This is a genomic window from Nitrosospira sp. Nsp14 (genome assembly GCF_900113575.1).
GTDB lineage: Bacteria > Pseudomonadota > Gammaproteobacteria > Burkholderiales > Nitrosomonadaceae > Nitrosospira.
This window is the reverse complement of sequence record NZ_FOPV01000019.1, coordinates 52,350-68,337: the sequence shown is the minus strand read 5'-3', so window position 1 is coordinate 68,337 and position 15,988 is coordinate 52,350. Positions and strand designations below refer to the sequence as shown.

The following is a 15,988-nucleotide window of genomic DNA, read 5'->3' as shown; positions in this document are numbered from 1 at the left end:
GGGATCTCTTCATCGCTTCAAACTCCTTCAATAAGGGAGCCAGATGCGACTTTACTCTAATTTAGAACTGCCCTAGTTTTTGGGGATGACGTCAATCAGGCTTCTCCGCCATGTGAGACCTAAGTACAGCAAGCAAAGCTTTTGATTCCAAAATTTACCTGGGGGTTACCTAATTGGAGAACGATTACTACAGGGAATGGGTATTACTCATGTAAGCATTTGTTTCATGGTGCCGACACCAAGAATCGAACTCGGGACCTTCTGATTACAAATCAGCTGCTCTACCAACTGAGCTATGCCGGCGTGGGTGCAATTATAGAGATTGCGGGGGAGAGGGGCAAACTATGATGCCGGGAGAGCGGCCGGCTTTACTTGACGACCTGAAAACGCGGCTTTTTCCGCGTGGGGGATGAACCTTCCTCTGAAGAGGAAGGCTGTTTTTCTGGCTCGTCAATAGAGGATTCATTTTGGGCGACGCGAGGCTCTTCCTCAGGCGGGAAAAGAATGCCCTTTGCCGTTTCCTTGGCAAATATACCCTGGACAGCGCTCACCGGAATCGAGATTTCGCGCGAAAGACCGGCAAACCGGGCGGAAAACTGGATCATGTCGTCACCCAGGGTCAGGTGATGCGCCGCATCATGGCTGACATTGAGTATGATTTCCCCATTTTTCACAAACTCTTCAGGGACACGTGTCTGTGCGTCCACCTTAACCGACAGGTAAGGGGTGAAGCCGCTGTCGGAGCACCATTCGTAGATGGCGCGGATCAAATATGGCTTGGTGGATAGCTCTCTCATTTGCGCATTGCCTTTTCGGAAGCCGTCAGGGCATCGATGAACGCTGGCCTGCTGAATAGCCGTTCGGCGAATTTCAGGAGGGGTGCGGCCTGCTTGGGTAGTTGAACGCCATAGTGATCCAGACGCCATAGCAATGGCGCGATGGCCACATCGAGCATGGAAAACTCATCCCCAAGCATGTATTTCTGTTTGGCGAATACGGGTGCAATGACGGTCAGGTTATCGCGGATCGTGGTGCGCGCCTTCTCCGCCGCTTTCGGATTGCCGTCCTCGACCGCATCAATATGGCAAAACAGTTCCTGCTCGAAGCGATGCAGGAAGAGTCGTGCACGGGCGCGCATGACCGGGTCCGCTGGCATCAACTGCGGATGAGGAAAGCGGTCGTCAATATATTCATTGATGATGTTGGATTCATACAGGATAAGGTCACGCTCGACCAATACCGGCACCCGACCATAGGGGCTCATCACGGCGAGATCTTCCGGCCTGTTGTGCAGGTCAACATCAATGATCTGAAAATCCATTCCTTTCTCGTACAGCACGATACGGCAGCGATGGCTGAACGGGCACGTGGTTGCTGAGTACAACGTCATCATAGGTTGTTACATTCCGGCGTAGTGGGAGAACGTACTAACATGAGAAATCTCAATGAATATCCTTCCAGTACTCCCGTTTCAGCGCATAGGTCAAGCCCAGCATGAAGAAAAGGAAGAGCATTACAATGATTCCCACTTGTACCCGCTTTGTAGCCGCCGGTTCACCCAGGTAAACCAGGAAATTCACCAGGTCCGCTACATACTTGTCGTATTCAAGTTTTGAAAGCGCTCCGGGTTTGTCTAATTTCAGTTCTTTTAGTTCATGCTTGCCACCGTGGCCATCGTCCACCATGCTAACGGCAACTGCCTGCTCTCCCTGCAATTCGTACAGCACATGCGGCATGGCGACCTTGTCGAACAGCAGGTTATTCCATCCGGTGGCGGTGGATTCATCGCGATAGAACTTGCGAAGATAGGTGTATAGCCAATCCGGCCCGCGGGAACGGGCGATGACCGACAGATCGGGCGGAGCCACGCCAAACCATTGTTTCGCCTCCTTCTTCTTCATCGAGACTGTCATCAGCTCGCCAACTTTCTGACCCGTGAAGATCAGATTGTCCTTGATCTGGTTTTCGGTAAGGCCGAGATCCCGCAGACGGTTGTAGCGCATGTATTCGGCGCTGTGGCATGTCATGCAATAGTTGACAAAAACCTGCGCACCGCGCTGGAGCGAAAGCTTGTCGGAGGAGTCGATCGGCGCCCGATCCAATTTCATTTCCGACCCGCTGGCAAATGCGGCCAGGGGCAGGAGCCACAGGATGCTAATGACGACGGCAATTTTTCTCATTCTGTCACTCGTGTCGGTTCAGGCTTGGTTTTATCTATTTTGCTGTACCACGGCATAAGAATGAAGAAGGCGAAGTAAATTACCGTGAATATCTGCGCGAGCAATGTGTAAAGTGGCGTGGGAGATTTCGTGCCGAGCCAGCCGAGTATCAGGACGCTGATCACGAAGAGCGTAAGGGCAGTCTTGAAATAAGGTCCCTTATAGCGAATCGATTTGACGGGGCTGCGATCCAGCCAGGGTAGCAGGGCAAAGATGGCCACGGAGCCGCCCATCAGGATGATGCCCCAAATCTTCGCGTCCACCCAGAAGAAGTTAACCGTGACCGCCCTCAGCATGGAGTAGTACGGCGTGAAATACCACACGGGCGCAATATGGTCAGGCGTCTGTAGCGTATTTGCGGGGATAAAGTTGTTGTATTCCAGGAAGTAACCACCCATTTCGGGCATGAAAAATATAATGCCGCAGAATACGATCAGAAATCCCACCACCCCGAAAATATCCTTCACCGTGTAGTAGGGGTGGAAAGGAATGCCGTCAACGGGTATATGCGTCACCGGGTCCTTGTTCTTCTTGATCTCGATGCCGTCCGGATTGTTCGAGCCAACCTCGTGGAGCGCCACGATATGGACGAACACCAGTGTTATGAGCAGGACCGGCAAGGTGACGACGTGGTAGGCGAAGAAGCGGTTAAGCGCCGCATCCGACAGCATGAAGTCGCCCAGGATCCAGTTCGAAAGGGTCTGTCCGATTAGCGGAATCGCACCTACCATGCTCACGATCACCTGTGCGCCCCAGTATGACATTTGCCCCCATGGCAGGATGTAGCCGGTAAACGCGAGCATCATCAGGACGAAGAAGATACCCATGCCGATCAGCCACAGGAGTTCCCTTGGCTTGCGATAGGAGCCATACATCATCCCTCGGAACATATGCAGGTAGACGACGACGAAGAACATGGATGCGCCGGTGGAGTGCATGTAGCGGATCAGCCAGCCGAAGTCCACGTCCCGCATTATGTATTCCACCGAGGCGAATGCCATGCTGGCATCCGGCTTGTAGTTCATGGTGAGGAAAATGCCGGTAAGTAGCTGATTCACCAGCACGAGCATGGCCAGCGAGCCGAAGTAATACCAGAAATTAAAGTTCTTCGGCGCGTAATATTCGGCTAAATGATATTTCCAGGTAGACGTCAAAGGAAAACGGGCGTCTACCCACTCCAGCATAGATTCCAGTCGCTTGCTCATTTATGCGGACTCCTTGCTATCAGACCCGATCAACAGAAGGTTGTCGCTTAGGTACACGTGGGGCGGGACGACCAGGTTGGTCGGGGCCGGAACGTGCTTATAGACGCGTCCTGCAAGGTCGAACTTGGAGCCGTGGCAGGGACAGAAGAAACCTCCCAGCCAGTCAGCGCCAAGATCCGCGGGAGCGATATCCTTGCGATATACAGGCGAACATCCCAGGTGGGTGCAGACGCCCTCGACCACTAGAAATTCCGGTTTGATCGAACGCGTATCGTTCTTCGCATACGCGGGCTGCTGAGGCTTTTCCGATTTCGGGTCGGCCATCTGGCTATCCAGTTTTTTCAGATTGGCCAGCATCTCCGGCGTACGGTCCAGCACCCATACCACCTTGCCTCGCCACTCGACCAGGAGCAGCATGCCGGGCTCAAGCTTGCTGATGTCAACCTCGACCGGGGCCCCTGCTGCCTTGGCCCGTTCACTGGGCATCATGCTCATCACAAAGGGCGTCGCCACGCCAATGCTTGCAATTCCGCCAGCAATCGAAGTGGCGGCAATGAGAAAACGCCGCCTGCTATTTGGTTCTTGTTTTTTCTCAGTGTCTGCCATTTTTTGCAGTCCCCGTTTGTTGAGCTGGAACTGTTCTAGAAAGTTTTGAAAAACTTAACCATTTTAACATAGTATGTATTGGAAAATAAAATATTCATGCGAAAAACTTGTTCATTTGCGCCCGGAAGGCAACTTGGATTCAACTTCTAGATCAAAGAGCTGGATCGCACTTCCATGTTTTTCGCGACTCGTTTCCCGCCCGTCAGCCCAATGTGGCTTGAGCTGCAGTTGAATAAGTCAAATCGTCCGGATAACATGGGTAAAAGCGGGGGGAAAACCCGACCGTGGATGGGCACTGTGAGCCCCGCCGTGAATAAAAAAGAAAGCGGCGGGGGTCGGTCTGGCAGGTCGCCGCGGGTCATCCATCCAGTCGGTTCTGTTTGGAGCGAATGATCATGAAACCACCTATCGTCAATTGTCCGCAATGCGGCAAAATCATCGCCTGGGAACTGACCAACCCGTACCGCCCGTTTTGTTCGGAGCGGTGCAAGTTGATTGATCTGGGGCAGTGGGCATCGGAAGCCTATCGCATACCCGAGGTCGAGAAAAAGGAAGATGAGACGCGCGAAGATGAGAAATGAAAGAGGCGACGGGGAATAATAGCAATCAGCCGACGAACACCCGGACTCTTGTTCAGGCCCTGCAGTTTCCCTACAGTTTAACTTCCCGCTGCTCGCATGACCGCTATGCCGTGGGCGCCATGTTCCCATGCGATGGGTAAATCTTCATAGCGCAACCCGCCGAGGGCGTATATCGGAATGGAGCAATCGCGGATGAGCGCGGCGAACTTTCGCCAGCCCAGGGTGGCGACGCCCGGGTGACTGGGCGTTGGCAGTACCGGAGCCAGGACGGCGAAATCCAGTCCCAACTGTTGCGCCCGGACAAGTTCCTCAGCGTTGTGACAGGATGCGGCGCACCATTCGAAATCCGGACGTGTCGCGAGGTCCATCAGTTTCGCGGACGAAAGGTGAACGCCGTCCGCGCCGGCGCTCCCGCAGAGGTTATTATCACCCCCGCTGGCGTTTACCAGCACTTTGGCGTGGTAACCATGCGCAAGCACAACTACTTCTTCGGTAAAAGTATGCAGGTCTTTCTTCGCCATTGCTTTCTCCCGCACCTGTATCAGCCGTACCCCGTCTTGCAGCGCTTGCTCGATCCGGGTTAGGGTCATTTCCGTTCCCCACTCGGCGGCGTTGGTAATCGCATAAACCGGCGGAAGGCGAAGGGCGCGCAGTATCGGCGCATTTGCCGGTAGCATTGGTTCGACACAAACATTATCGACCGATTGCCATGACAGCTCCTGTTTCTCACACGGCTGCGGTTCGCCGCGCCATTCGACCACACGATAAAAGCAGAGGCGTACAGTGGCATGGCTATAAGTGAAAAGACGGGTTATCCACGGATAGGCATGTTGAGCATGGATAGCCAATTCCTCCAGCAGCTCGCGTTCAAGGGCATGCCGCAGCGATTCGCCGGCGTTCACTTTTCCGCCGGGAAATTCCCAGTAACCCGCGTATGGCTTGCCCTCCGGCCGGCGCGCGAGAAGAAAACTGCCGTCGGCCCGGGTAATAACCGCGGCGGCTACATCAACGATGCGATGGGGATGAGACATGGATCGGTAAAGAGAAGCACCGCATCAGCGTTCGGGTTCGGATGCTGTTCGTTCCGGTGCACCCGCCGTGCGGGGCGCCGTGGCGGGAACGAGAGGGAGCTGCTCCGTTTGGTTGAGGTATACGGAAGAAGGCAAGGAGGCACGGGCAGGCACGCCTCCGCGGTACGCAAGCTCAAAAGGCAGCTCAAACAAAAGCTTGAGCCGGAGAGCGTGTTTTCGCCAACGTCATGAATTATCCCGCGCCCCGTCGCCCCCGATTTTCTGCTTTCCTGCCCAATCACGAGCAAACTGCCACGCAACGCGACCGCTGCGCGAACCGCGTCCCAGTGCCCATTGCAGCGCGGCTGTGCGCGCCGGGAGATCCAGTTCCGGGACACCCAGATGGGTAAGCCACTGCGCGACAATGTTCAGGTATTGATCCTGATCGAACGGATGGAAAGACGCCCAAATTCCGAAACGTTCGGATAAGGAGCTTTTTTCCTCAACTGTTTCGCTCGGATGGATCTCCGCCCCAATATGCCGGGTGTCCAGATTGTCCCGCATGAATTCGGGCATCAGATGACGGCGATTGGATGTGGCATAGACCAAGACGTTTTCCGATGCGGTAGCGATCGAACCGTCCAGCACCACCTTCAACGCTTTGTAGCCGGGCTCATCCGACTCGAATGAAAGATCGTCGCAATACAGGATGAAGCGTTCGGGACGCCCGCTTATCTGTGCGACGATGTCATGCAGATCGGTAAGGTGATGCTTCTCCACTTCGATCAAGCGCAACCCCATGGCCGCGTACTTGTTCAGCATTGCTTTCACCAGCGATGACTTTCCGGTTCCGCGTGCGCCCGTGAGCAATACGTTATTGGCGGGATGACCGCGCACGAACTGATGTGTGTTCTGATCTACGAGGCTCTTCTGTCGCTCAATGCCATGTAAAGCATCGAAAGTGATGTGATGAGGATGGGCGACCGCCTCGATGAATCCCTTATTACCATATTTACGCCAGCGAAATGCCAGCGCGGCATTCCAGCCGGGGTCCGGCTGAACGGGATGCATCAACCCTTCAATTCGGGTAAGCAGGTCTTCGGCGCGGGCGCACAGATTATTCCAATCGTTCATGAGAAAAGGTTTGTCTATAGGTCGCACATCTTTGCTGCGGGTTGCGGAAAGGGCGACATCCTGTGCTTGTCGTCCTCTCCTGCTATGTGTGCTATCGTACTGAACCGCTCAGCTAAAGCGCTCAAAATTGCTGATTGCAAGGCTGAAATACCAATGATCCGACTCCATCGTAACAAAAATTGCCAAAAAGAAGCAAAGAAATGAAACCGTCGATATTGGGTTAGCGCGAGCGGAAAGCACCCGCTTTTCAACTTCATTCAAGTTTCAACAAATCTGGAGAAAACGTCATGAAGAATATACCCACGAACAAATCAATCATTTCTCTCGCCGTCGGCTCGGCTTTTGCTGTAACGCTGGGTACGGCATCCATCGCATCTGCTACTGACAGCCCTTTCACCGTGCAATCGCTGGGTAAAGGCTACATGGTGGCGGAATCCCACTACTCCGGTGAAAAGGACGCGTACGGATTCAAGAAACGGGAGGGCCGCTGTGGAATGTCCATGGCTGACACTGACAGCGATGGCCGTGTAAGCAAGGAAGAGCATGCGCGCCATGCGGACAAAATGTTCGATATGATGGACAAAAACAAGGATGGTTATATCGACAAGGACGAAGCCGCAGCCGCCGCGATGCGGAAGAAGCACGCTCACGGTCACGGTCAAGGTCATCGCCAGGGTTACACTGAAGGGGTGGACGAGCGGCAACTGCAGCACTTGAAGCGAATGGGCGACTAATCATGGTCTTCGGCCGTTACTGTAGGCTTGCCTGTGGCAACCGAGGGGTGCCCCCAGACTGTGCGGTTAGGGGTTAACCATACGGGGCAGGGCCGTGCGCGGGGCTGCGCTCGGCCCGCAGTTTTCCCATCGGACAATGGCTTCGGTTGCCACGGGCCGCAACGCTAGCGCTAGCTTCGATAGCTGGCATTGATTTTTACATAATCATAGGATAAGTCGCACGTCCAGACAGTCGCGGAAGCATCGCCTCTGTTGAGTACAACACGCATTGTGATTTCCGATTGCTTCATTACACGCTGTCCATCCTCTTCCCGATAGGCTGAAGCCCTGCCGCCATTCTCCGCAACCAGCACATCATCGAGAAAAAGCTGCAATCCATTGACGTCAAGATCTTCAATGCCCGCGTAGCCGATGGCGGCGAGGATGCGGCCCAAATTTGGATCGGACGCGAAAAAGGCGGTCTTTACCAGGGGTGAATGCGCAATGGCATATGCGGCTTTGGAGCATTCATCCATCGACCGGCCGCCTTCGACGTGAATGGTGATGAACTTGGTGGCGCCCTCGCCGTCGCGAATGATGGCCTGTGCAAGCTGCGCCGCGACCTCCGTTACTGCGTCTCGCAGTTGTGCAAATTCAGGGCTTTCCTTATCGGAAATGGGGAAATTACGTGCGAGACCCGTTCCCATCAGAATAAATGCGTCGTTGGTTGAGGTGTCGCCATCCACTGTGATGCGATTGAACGAGTTTTCCGTCGCATGGCGGGTGATTTCCCGCAACATCGCTGGGCTCAACGCGGCGTCGGTGGCGATATAACTCAACATTGTTGCCATGTCGGGGTGAATCATGCCTGAACCCTTGGCAATGCCCGTGATGGCGACAGGTATCCCGCCGAGAGAAATCTTTTTCGACACCGCTTTCGGTACAAGATCCGTCGTCATGATTGCCTCGGCGGCGGCCAACCAATTGTCTTCCTTGAGGTCCGCTACGGCTGCGGGCAATCCCGCGATGATTTTCGCCACGGGCAGGGGTTCCATGATCACACCGGTGGAAAATGGCAGTACCTGCCTGCTATCGCAACCGAGCAATCGCGCGGCTTCAGCGCATATGGCGCGGGCGTCTGCGATCCCCGTTTGACCGGTACCCGCGTTCGCGTTGCCGGTATTGACTATTAGCGCTCTTATCGCCGATTCCGGAGTGGAAAGATGGTCCCTGGCGATCACGACCGGCGCGGCGCAAAAATGGTTTTGGGTAAACGTTCCGGCAACATGCGCGCCGGCTTCGAGCGCGATGACAAGCAGGTCCTTGCGTCCCGGTTTCCTGATCTCCGCTTCGGCAGTACCCAGGGTGACGCCCTTTATCGGAAATAATTGTTCGGGTAGGGGTAGTTTAAGGTTGACTGGCATAATAGTGTGCTATCGGTTCTCGATCAAAATTAGTAATATTGTTTTTCGCGGTTGTTCTTCAGCCCGAAAAGAGCGCGTTATCTTAACTCATCTCCCTGGCGTTTTTTTATTTTTACCCTGAATGAATATCCGTGTTCCTGTATATACGCTGCTTTCCACGTGTGTCTCAACATTAATAGCTCGTGAGCCTATGACAGCCGTATCCCGTTCTGGTAAAAGCGGGATGGCAAAAACCGAAAACGGTATGGGAGAAAAAGCATGAATTGCGACAAAGAACTGGACGTGCGTGGCTTGAACTGTCCCTTGCCCATCCTGCGCACCAAGAAATCACTCGTGGACATGAGCAGCGGCGAGGTGTTAAAAATAATGGCGACCGATCCTGGTTCGGTGATCGATTTCGAGGTCTTTGCCGACCAGACGGGCAACGAGTTGATCTCCTTGTCGGAGCTGGCGGGAGAGTTTACGTTTTACATGAGGAAGAGATAGGGCATAGACGTATGCAAGGTTAGTTGTCTCCATAAAATCGTCCCAGCCTTTGGCTTATTTGCATTCCCGTTCTCCCCCACGCTTTGGATAAAAGCGTCAAAGCGCGGCACATGCATCAGCCGCAGCTTCGAACTTTCGGTACCGCGCCAGCCAGGGGAGGGGGATCGGGAATTCGGAGGGGTTTCGCATTGCGGCATGCGCGGCCACTATCGCGCCGAGCATGATTGAACGGCCACAATTGTCTCCGCCAGCCCGGATGTTGGACTCCACCGCGGATCTGTAGTCAGGCGCATGTTGTGCAAGATGGAAAATGAGCGGCAAACCTTCGGCGACATGACATGAAGTGCCGAAGCGCTCAGCGGCCTCAACGCTATCGAACTGTGGCATGGCAAGCGCGTCCGCAAGCAGCGGTTCAAGAGTATTTCCCGCGAATGGCAATGCTTCGTTGAACGCCTGTGGAAGCGGCATGCCGTGCAATAGCTTGAACAATGCCGCCGAGGCACAGCGCGCGGCCGAGATTGCCAGTTCATTATTGTTCGTCACCCGCACCACTGCTTCGACGCGCGCGATCAGCTCCGCTAGCGGGCCGTCGTGCGTCCCCACCAATGACGGGAGCGCAGCCAGAGCAGGATGCTGATCATCATCGGCGCCCGACGCCGCCGGAAATTCGGCCGGTTCCAATGCCGACAACGTAAGCAACGTCCGGCGGGTGGGGGTATCGATATAACCGACATATTCGCCGCCGGGCCCGAAGTACGCCCGATATTCGGCCTGATACTCGACGAGATTGAAGCTGCCGTGCTTTGCCAGATGCTTCAGCATCAAAAAACAAGTCTCGCCATAACTGGTAGACTCGCCCGCTTCCTTAAGGTGATGGGCGAAGTAACCCTTGACCCCAGAATAGTTGTTTGCATCAGGTTCAAGAAAGACCAGGCCCCTGATTTGCTCAATCTCGGCAATACGTGTGGGATCATAGACCCAATGCAAACCGAGGGAAGCGGAATCGGCTACCAGTGCACCGAGAACGGTAGCGCTATTCAGACTCTTCATGTATCCGACTCCTTACAATCTGCGAACAACTCGTAACTTATAGTTTACCGGGTGAATACTTTCCATCCGCCCGAATCTCTTCCTCCACCGGTAGCCGGCGCGCCTCATCTTCCAACATCACCGGGATGCCATCCCTGATCGGGAAAGCCAGACGGTCCCCCTTGCAGATCAGTTCGTTCTCGGCCTTTCTGTACAGCAGGGGGGCCTTGCATAACGGGCAGACCAGAATATCGAGCAGCTTCAAATCCATAATACTGTCCCCAATTTTAAATTTTAAACGTGGATGGTTTTAATAGCGTTGGCTGGCCAATGCAACGCATGAAGCCCAAGTAACGCGATGTATATTTTCATCGCGAAAGTTATGTTGCGTCGCGCGGCGTGTCAGGCGCGGGGTCGCATTCAAGACTTCATACGTCCTATTTTTTGGTGCTTCACTGTCCCCGACCGCTTATTCAGCTAACGGTTTCCCCCGGCGGTTGTTTTCCCGCAAGACGACGCTGCGGCAACGTCAGGGTGCTTTACCTGAATTCTGCGTAGTGAAAGTAATGTGATTGTATCCCGCCGAACGCGCTGCTTCCATGACCGTTATCACGGACTGATGTGTAGCCTGTGCGTCGGCATTGATTACAATGACCGGGTCAGGCCGATCCGCGGCCGCCTTGCGCAAATCCTCGCCAAGCTGCGCGGTGCTGGGCGACTCGACCGGTTTACGATTGACTGTATAGCTCCCGTTGGCACTCACCGTTATGTCAATTACATTCGAGGCTGGCGTTGCCTGTTCCGGTGTTGCCTGGGGAAGGGTAATTTCAAGTTCCGAGAATTTCGAGTAGGTGGTGGTAATCATCAGGAATATCAGAATGACCAACAATACGTCGATCATGGGCACCAAATTGATCTCCGGTTCTTCTTTTTGCCGTCCACGCTGAAAATTCATCGATTTTCCGTTTTCCTGCTCGAGACAGTCGGTCAGCCCTGCCGCTCTCCATGAATGATTTCCACCAGTTTTAACGCCTGTAATTCCATTTCCACCACCAGCGCGTCTACCTTTGCACGGAAATGACGGTAAAAAATGATACCGGGGATAGCCACCAGAATGCCGAACGCCGCATTATAGAGTGCTACGGAAATCCCGTGGGCGAGTAGCGCGGGATTGCTGTTTCCAGTGGGCACGCTGGCCCCGAAAATCTCGATCATTCCGACCAGGGTACCAAACAAACCCATCAGCGGACTCAAAGAGGCAATGGTGCCGAGGGTAGTGAGGTACCGTTCCAGGTCGTGTGCGACGGCGCGGCCGGCTTCCTCAATGGATTCTTTCATGACTTCCCGCGTGCTCTTGTCATTTCTCAAGCCTGCGGCAAAGATTTGGCCCAGAGGGGAGTGTTTTTGCAGCCGTGCAAGCATTTCAGGCGTGACGCCGCTTTTTCTGTACTCCTGCACCACTTGGGGCAAGAGATCTCGGGGAGTCACTATGCTAAGGCGCAACGCCCACAGCCGTTCGCCTATAATGCCGAGCGCAATGATGGAGGCTAAAATGATCGGCCAGATTGGCCACCCGGCAGCGTGAATCAACGCCAACACTGACAACCCCCCAGTAGCGCATAAATCAGAGCCGTAATGTATCTTGCCCCTGTAATTTCGGCAAGGACGACAGGGTTTTTTTCTTTTCCACAATTGCTGTGGATAAGTTTGTGGGTAACGTGGCGATAGGACCATTAAGTCGCCCACTCATAAGCACTTTTTCTGGGTAGACTAATTTTTAGCCTTGTATATAGCCGTTAATAAACAGGTAGTTATATGTTGATGCCGGAATTGAGGCAGTTTCCCCGGCGGAATTATGCAATTTTCGTGACGGATGTGGATTATTGTAGAATGTCAAGATGAACTTATTCCTGGAAATGGAAATTGCTCGGGATGTCCTGAGTGTGAGCGAATTAAACCGTAGCGCCAAGGACTTACTTGAGCGGGCATTCCCGCTGTTATGGGTTGCCGGTGAAATTTCGAACCTGAAGCGCTATGCCTCCGGTCACTGGTATTTTACGCTGAAGGACGCGGAGGCCCAGGTCCGCTGCGTAATGTTCCGGGAAAAGAACCAGTATCTGGACTGGCAGCCCACAGATGGTATGCGGGTCGAAGTGCGCGCCCTGGTGACGTTGTATCATGCTCGTGGGGATTTTCAGCTGAGCATCGAGGCTATTCGCCGCGCCGGGCTCGGTACGCTGTTCGAAGCATTCGAGCAGCTCAAGGTCAGGCTTGGCAAAGAAGGATTGTTCGATGCCGAGAGGAAGAAGTTGTTGCCTTCGTGCCCGAAGCAGATTGGAATCATTACGTCGCCAGCGGCTGCTGCGCTGCATGACGTGCTTTCGACCTTACGCCGCCGCATGCCCTCCGTGCCGGTGGTGATATACCCAGCACCGGTTCAAGGTGCGGGCGCTTCGGCCAAGATCGCTGCAGCTATTGAAAAGGCTGCAAGTCGGGCCGAGTGCGACGTGCTCATCCTATGCCGGGGGGGCGGCAGTATCGAGGATTTATGGGCGTTTAATGAGGAGGTTGTGGCGCGGGCGATTGCCGCCTGTTCAATTCCTCTTATAAGCGGTGTCGGGCACGAAACTGATTTTACCATTGCCGATTTCGTCGCCGATGTTCGTGCCCCCACCCCAACCGGAGCATCACAGCTCGTCTGTCCTGATCGCGAAGATTTGGTCCGGCAGATTGGAATGCTCGGTGCGGGTCTTAATCGCGGCATGCAACGCGCCCTCGAAGGCCGTATGCAGAATGTTGACGTGATGGGATGCCGCCTGGTCCACCCCGGCAAACGGATCGATGGCGAGCTTGCGCACGTGCAGCGCTTGCGTGCCCGGCTTGATGCCTCCTGGCTGCGTACGGCGGAGGGCCGATACTGGCGACTGCGGGAACTTCACCAACGAATAACGGCGGCCGGCCCGGATACTTCGTTGATGACCCAGCGCCAGCGTGAACTCCAGCTACGCTTGCGCCGGGCGATGGGCGTTCGTCTGGAAAAGCTGACGGTAAGTTTGCAACGCCAGCGCGCTCATCTTGCCCATCTCGATCCGGGGTCGGTCCTCGACCGTGGTTACAGCATCGTTTATGACGCAGACGGCGGGATATTGCGAAGCAGCGACCAGATCGAGGTCGACGATAAAATAAGGATAACGCTCGCGAAAGGGTGGGCCAGTGGCCGCGTGACAGAGAAGGGACCCTAGCCGTAACTGCTCATCATTGTGGACATTTGGGCCTGGGTCATGCAGACTTGACGTGCCAGCCAGCCGCTGTGCGCTGTATTTAGGCACGTCCAGCCCGGCCCGCTTGTTCCTGATATTCCGGCTGCTCATTCTTTTACTCCTCTCATCACGAAACGTATCTCTCAATGTCAAGACTCTTTTTATCGTTAGGTGCTGTGAATGCATTTCTATGCGTGGGCTTGGGCGCTTTCGGCGCGCATGGCCTGAAGCAAAAACTTTCCGCGGACATGCTTGCCGTGTATCAAACGGGGGTGCAGTATCACTTCTATCATGCGCTGGGACTTATTGCAGTCGGTCTCATACTATTGCACTATCCGGCGTCCAAACCGGTGGCAATATCAGGCTGGCTGATGCAAGCAGGAATCGTCCTCTTTTCCGTAAGCCTGTATGTGTTGAGTCTCACCGGCATGCGTGGACTCGGTATGATCACTCCGTTTGGCGGTGTGGCGTTCCTGAGTGCTTGGGGAATGCTCGCGTACGGGGTGCAGGCATCGAGATAATCCATCCTGTAACGTTGGTCCTGCTGTGACGCTTTATAATTTTTTCGCTCCCTGCCCGCGTGGGTTGGAGCCTGCACTCGTTACCGAGCTGGAGGCGCTCGGCGCATCGTCCGTGCTGCGGAGTGACGGCGGCGTGCAGTTCCAGGGAGGGTGGTCGGACTGCTACCGGGCCAACCTTGAAAGCAGGATAGCCAGCCGTATTTTATGGCAGGTCGCAAGCGAGCCCTACGTCACTGAAGCCGATGTGTATGCCGCCACCCGGAGGTTGCTATGGAGCCAGTGGTTTAATCCGACTCTTACGATCCGGGTCAATGTGGCGGCGATAAAGTGCCCGTTACGCAGTCTCGATTTTGTTACCCTCAGGATCAAGGATGCGGTTTGCGATGCATTCCGCGAAACCACAGGGAGACGCCCGGACGTCAACACCGTACAGCCGGATATGCGGATTCATGGCTTCCTCGATGCACGCAGGTTCTCGCTATATCTCGACACTTCCGGTGATGCGCTGTTCAAGCGTGGTATCAGAAAAAATACTGTAGCGGCTCCGATACGGGAGAACCTTGCTGCGGGAATCTTGCATCTGACGGGTTGGAAGCCGGGAGTTCCGTTGCTTGACCCGATGTGCGGCAGCGGCACATTTCTACTCGAGGCCGTCCAGGTCGCGCTGAACATTGCGCCAGGATCGGGACGGCATTTCGCATTTGAAAAGCTGAAGAATTTTGATGCCCAGCAATGGAAGCAGCTTAAGGAGGAAGCCCTGGCCCGGCAGAGGCCACTATTGCGCCAGCCGATATTCGGCAGTGATCTGTATGGCGATATCCTGGCCGCTGCTCGCGCGAATTTAGCGGAGGCGGGATTTTCGGACGCAGTTTCGCTCAAGCAGGCAAACGTGCTGGAAATCGCGGCGCCAGCGCCTTCTGGTTTCCTTATCACTAATCCGCCGTATGGGGTCCGCATCGGCGAGCAGCAGCAGCTTGCAGAGTTTTACCCTCGGCTGGGCGATGCGCTGAAGAAGAAATTCAGCGGCTGGAGCGCATATATCCTTACTGCCGACCCGCTTCTGCCAAAATTAATCCGGTTAACAGCCTCACGGCGAATCCCTTTGTTCAATGGCGCGCTGGAATGCCGCTTGCTGGAATACAAGATGGTTGCGGGCGGCATGCGTAGAGTCAAAAGTCCCTCGCTCTCGCCGTCCAGCACGTCTGCTCTCGAGGGTGACGGTGCCTAGTTACCGACAACCGCATGGGGCGGGAAGAGGAATATTTCTTTCAGTATTTCTGGGCTGTATTGTCCTGATCGGTTACGCCCTCTATCTGCAGTTGGTAAAAAATCTGCTGCCTTGCCCGCTTTGTGTAGCGCAACGCATTGCATACTGGCTGATCGGCGTGACAGCGCTGTTGGCTTTTTTCCACTCGCCCGGAGCAACCGGTAGCCGAATCTACCACGGTCTGTTGGCGCTCTTTGCTTTTGGTGGAGCAACTGTCGCGTTGCGTCAAGCCTGGCTGATACGCTATCCGGAGGCCTTCGAATGCGGTATCAGCCCGGAGGAAAGATTTTTGAATGCGTTGCCGCTTGCCCGCTGGTGGCCAAGCATGTTTGAAGCAAATGGGGACTGCGCCGATGTGACCTGGAAGTTCGCTTCGCTTACTCTTCCCGATTGGTCAGCCATTTTTTTCATTATTTTTGGCGGGCTGGCGTTATATGGTGTCTTTTCAGCCAGGCGCCGTCGCCGCTGGTGAAGCTCATCAACAGTGCGCTGAATCCTCCTGTCAAATTCTTGCCTCTTTGAAAAAACAGGGG

General features: G+C 54.7%; 19 protein-coding genes and 1 tRNA gene. 7 read left to right on the top strand and 13 right to left on the bottom strand.

Annotated elements, in window-relative coordinates:
- Nucleotides 1-227: 227 nt before the first annotated feature.
- From BM022_RS12555 to petA, 6 genes are all read right to left on the bottom strand, one after another.
- Nucleotides 228-303, bottom strand: a tRNA-Thr gene (locus BM022_RS12555).
- A gap of 65 nt (nt 304-368) precedes the next feature.
- Nucleotides 369-797: a ClpXP protease specificity-enhancing factor gene (locus BM022_RS12550; protein ID WP_091139759.1), complete on the bottom strand. Its 429-nt coding sequence runs from the start codon at nt 795-797 to the stop codon at nt 369-371.
- On the bottom strand, nt 794-1,393 hold the full coding sequence (locus BM022_RS12545) for a glutathione S-transferase N-terminal domain-containing protein (RefSeq protein WP_091139757.1): 600 nt from the start codon (nt 1,391-1,393) through the stop codon (nt 794-796). Before BM022_RS12545 ends, BM022_RS12550 begins: the two co-directional genes overlap by 4 nt.
- Before the next feature lie 49 nt (nt 1,394-1,442).
- On the bottom strand, nt 1,443-2,180 hold the full coding sequence (locus BM022_RS12540; RefSeq protein WP_091139756.1) for a cytochrome c1: 738 nt from the start codon (nt 2,178-2,180) through the stop codon (nt 1,443-1,445).
- Nucleotides 2,177-3,424: a cytochrome b gene (locus tag BM022_RS12535; RefSeq protein ID WP_091139754.1), complete on the bottom strand. Its 1,248-nt coding sequence runs from the start codon at nt 3,422-3,424 to the stop codon at nt 2,177-2,179. The genes BM022_RS12540 and BM022_RS12535 overlap by 4 nt, the downstream gene beginning before the upstream one ends.
- A complete protein-coding gene (gene petA / locus BM022_RS12530; protein WP_091139753.1) occupies nt 3,425-4,030 on the bottom strand; it encodes a ubiquinol-cytochrome c reductase iron-sulfur subunit in 606 nt (201 codons plus the stop codon). It lies immediately after the preceding gene.
- A gap of 395 nt (nt 4,031-4,425) precedes the next feature.
- Between petA and BM022_RS12525 the strand changes: the two genes are divergently transcribed.
- Nucleotides 4,426-4,611: a DNA gyrase inhibitor YacG gene (locus BM022_RS12525; protein ID WP_091139776.1), complete on the top strand. Its 186-nt coding sequence runs from the start codon at nt 4,426-4,428 to the stop codon at nt 4,609-4,611.
- 77 nt (nt 4,612-4,688) lie between these two features.
- On the opposite strand, the gene BM022_RS12520 is transcribed toward BM022_RS12525, so the two are convergent.
- On the bottom strand, nt 4,689-5,642 hold the full coding sequence (locus tag BM022_RS12520) for a Nudix family hydrolase (RefSeq protein ID WP_091139751.1): 954 nt from the start codon (nt 5,640-5,642) through the stop codon (nt 4,689-4,691).
- A gap of 225 nt (nt 5,643-5,867) precedes the next feature.
- A complete protein-coding gene (locus BM022_RS12515; protein WP_091139750.1) occupies nt 5,868-6,755 on the bottom strand; it encodes an ATP-binding protein in 888 nt (295 codons plus the stop codon).
- Nucleotides 6,756-7,042: 287 nt separating this feature from the next.
- Here BM022_RS12515 and BM022_RS12510 point away from each other — a divergent pair, with 287 nt between their 5' ends.
- A complete protein-coding gene (locus BM022_RS12510; protein ID WP_256209161.1) occupies nt 7,043-7,489 on the top strand; it encodes an EF-hand domain-containing protein in 447 nt (148 codons plus the stop codon).
- A gap of 170 nt (nt 7,490-7,659) precedes the next feature.
- Here the strand turns inward: BM022_RS12510 and argJ are convergent, their stop codons facing one another.
- Nucleotides 7,660-8,892: a bifunctional glutamate N-acetyltransferase/amino-acid acetyltransferase ArgJ gene (argJ, locus tag BM022_RS12505; protein ID WP_091139748.1), complete on the bottom strand. Its 1,233-nt coding sequence runs from the start codon at nt 8,890-8,892 to the stop codon at nt 7,660-7,662.
- Between the two features lie 258 nt (nt 8,893-9,150).
- On the opposite strand from argJ, the gene BM022_RS12500 reads away from it, so the two are divergent.
- Nucleotides 9,151-9,378, top strand: a complete 228-nt coding sequence (locus BM022_RS12500) for a sulfurtransferase TusA family protein (protein WP_091139747.1) — start codon at nt 9,151-9,153, stop codon at nt 9,376-9,378.
- Between the two features lie 96 nt (nt 9,379-9,474).
- Here the strand turns inward: BM022_RS12500 and BM022_RS12495 are convergent, their stop codons facing one another.
- The 4 genes from BM022_RS12495 to BM022_RS12480 form a co-directional block, all read right to left on the bottom strand.
- On the bottom strand, nt 9,475-10,428 hold the full coding sequence (locus tag BM022_RS12495; RefSeq protein WP_091139745.1) for an ADP-ribosylglycohydrolase family protein: 954 nt from the start codon (nt 10,426-10,428) through the stop codon (nt 9,475-9,477).
- Nucleotides 10,429-10,465: 37 nt separating this feature from the next.
- Entirely contained in the window at nt 10,466-10,678 is a 213-nt protein-coding gene (locus tag BM022_RS12490) for a Trm112 family protein (RefSeq protein ID WP_091139744.1), read from the bottom strand.
- Nucleotides 10,679-10,936: 258 nt separating this feature from the next.
- A complete protein-coding gene (locus BM022_RS12485; RefSeq protein WP_091139743.1) occupies nt 10,937-11,362 on the bottom strand; it encodes an ExbD/TolR family protein in 426 nt (141 codons plus the stop codon).
- 32 nt (nt 11,363-11,394) lie between these two features.
- Complete coding sequence (locus BM022_RS12480) at nt 11,395-12,006, bottom strand: MotA/TolQ/ExbB proton channel family protein (RefSeq protein ID WP_091139741.1); 612 nt, start codon at nt 12,004-12,006, stop codon at nt 11,395-11,397.
- A gap of 299 nt (nt 12,007-12,305) precedes the next feature.
- On the opposite strand from BM022_RS12480, the gene xseA reads away from it, so the two are divergent.
- From xseA to BM022_RS12460, 4 genes are all read left to right on the top strand, one after another.
- Nucleotides 12,306-13,649 (top strand): exodeoxyribonuclease VII large subunit, encoded by a 1,344-nt coding sequence (gene xseA, locus BM022_RS12475; protein WP_091139740.1) that lies wholly within the window; start codon nt 12,306-12,308, stop codon nt 13,647-13,649.
- Between the two features lie 164 nt (nt 13,650-13,813).
- Entirely contained in the window at nt 13,814-14,188 is a 375-nt protein-coding gene (locus BM022_RS12470) for a DUF423 domain-containing protein (protein ID WP_091139739.1), read from the top strand.
- Between the two features lie 25 nt (nt 14,189-14,213).
- Nucleotides 14,214-15,416, top strand: a complete 1,203-nt coding sequence (locus tag BM022_RS12465) for a THUMP domain-containing class I SAM-dependent RNA methyltransferase (protein ID WP_091139737.1) — start codon at nt 14,214-14,216, stop codon at nt 15,414-15,416.
- Nucleotides 15,409-15,927: a disulfide bond formation protein B gene (locus BM022_RS12460; RefSeq protein ID WP_256209160.1), complete on the top strand. Its 519-nt coding sequence runs from the start codon at nt 15,409-15,411 to the stop codon at nt 15,925-15,927. The genes BM022_RS12465 and BM022_RS12460 overlap by 8 nt, the downstream gene beginning before the upstream one ends.
- Nucleotides 15,928-15,988 lie beyond the last annotated feature (61 nt).

Coding starts and splice junctions, on each gene's coding strand:
- BM022_RS12550 (WP_091139759.1), bottom strand. CDS start 797: ATGAGAGAGCTATCCACCAAGCCATATTTGATCCGCGCCATCTACGAA.
- BM022_RS12545 (WP_091139757.1), bottom strand. CDS start 1,393: ATGATGACGTTGTACTCAGCAACCACGTGCCCGTTCAGCCATCGCTGC.
- BM022_RS12540 (WP_091139756.1), bottom strand. CDS start 2,180: ATGAGAAAAATTGCCGTCGTCATTAGCATCCTGTGGCTCCTGCCCCTG.
- BM022_RS12535 (WP_091139754.1), bottom strand. CDS start 3,424: ATGAGCAAGCGACTGGAATCTATGCTGGAGTGGGTAGACGCCCGTTTT.
- petA (WP_091139753.1), bottom strand. CDS start 4,030: ATGGCAGACACTGAGAAAAAACAAGAACCAAATAGCAGGCGGCGTTTT.
- BM022_RS12525 (WP_091139776.1), top strand. CDS start 4,426: ATGAAACCACCTATCGTCAATTGTCCGCAATGCGGCAAAATCATCGCC.
- BM022_RS12520 (WP_091139751.1), bottom strand. CDS start 5,642: ATGTCTCATCCCCATCGCATCGTTGATGTAGCCGCCGCGGTTATTACC.
- BM022_RS12515 (WP_091139750.1), bottom strand. CDS start 6,755: ATGAACGATTGGAATAATCTGTGCGCCCGCGCCGAAGACCTGCTTACC.
- BM022_RS12510 (WP_256209161.1), top strand. CDS start 7,043: ATGAAGAATATACCCACGAACAAATCAATCATTTCTCTCGCCGTCGGC.
- argJ (WP_091139748.1), bottom strand. CDS start 8,892: ATGCCAGTCAACCTTAAACTACCCCTACCCGAACAATTATTTCCGATA.
- BM022_RS12500 (WP_091139747.1), top strand. CDS start 9,151: ATGAATTGCGACAAAGAACTGGACGTGCGTGGCTTGAACTGTCCCTTG.
- BM022_RS12495 (WP_091139745.1), bottom strand. CDS start 10,428: ATGAAGAGTCTGAATAGCGCTACCGTTCTCGGTGCACTGGTAGCCGAT.
- BM022_RS12490 (WP_091139744.1), bottom strand. CDS start 10,678: ATGGATTTGAAGCTGCTCGATATTCTGGTCTGCCCGTTATGCAAGGCC.
- BM022_RS12485 (WP_091139743.1), bottom strand. CDS start 11,362: ATGAATTTTCAGCGTGGACGGCAAAAAGAAGAACCGGAGATCAATTTG.
- xseA (WP_091139740.1), top strand. CDS start 12,306: ATGAACTTATTCCTGGAAATGGAAATTGCTCGGGATGTCCTGAGTGTG.
- BM022_RS12470 (WP_091139739.1), top strand. CDS start 13,814: ATGTCAAGACTCTTTTTATCGTTAGGTGCTGTGAATGCATTTCTATGC.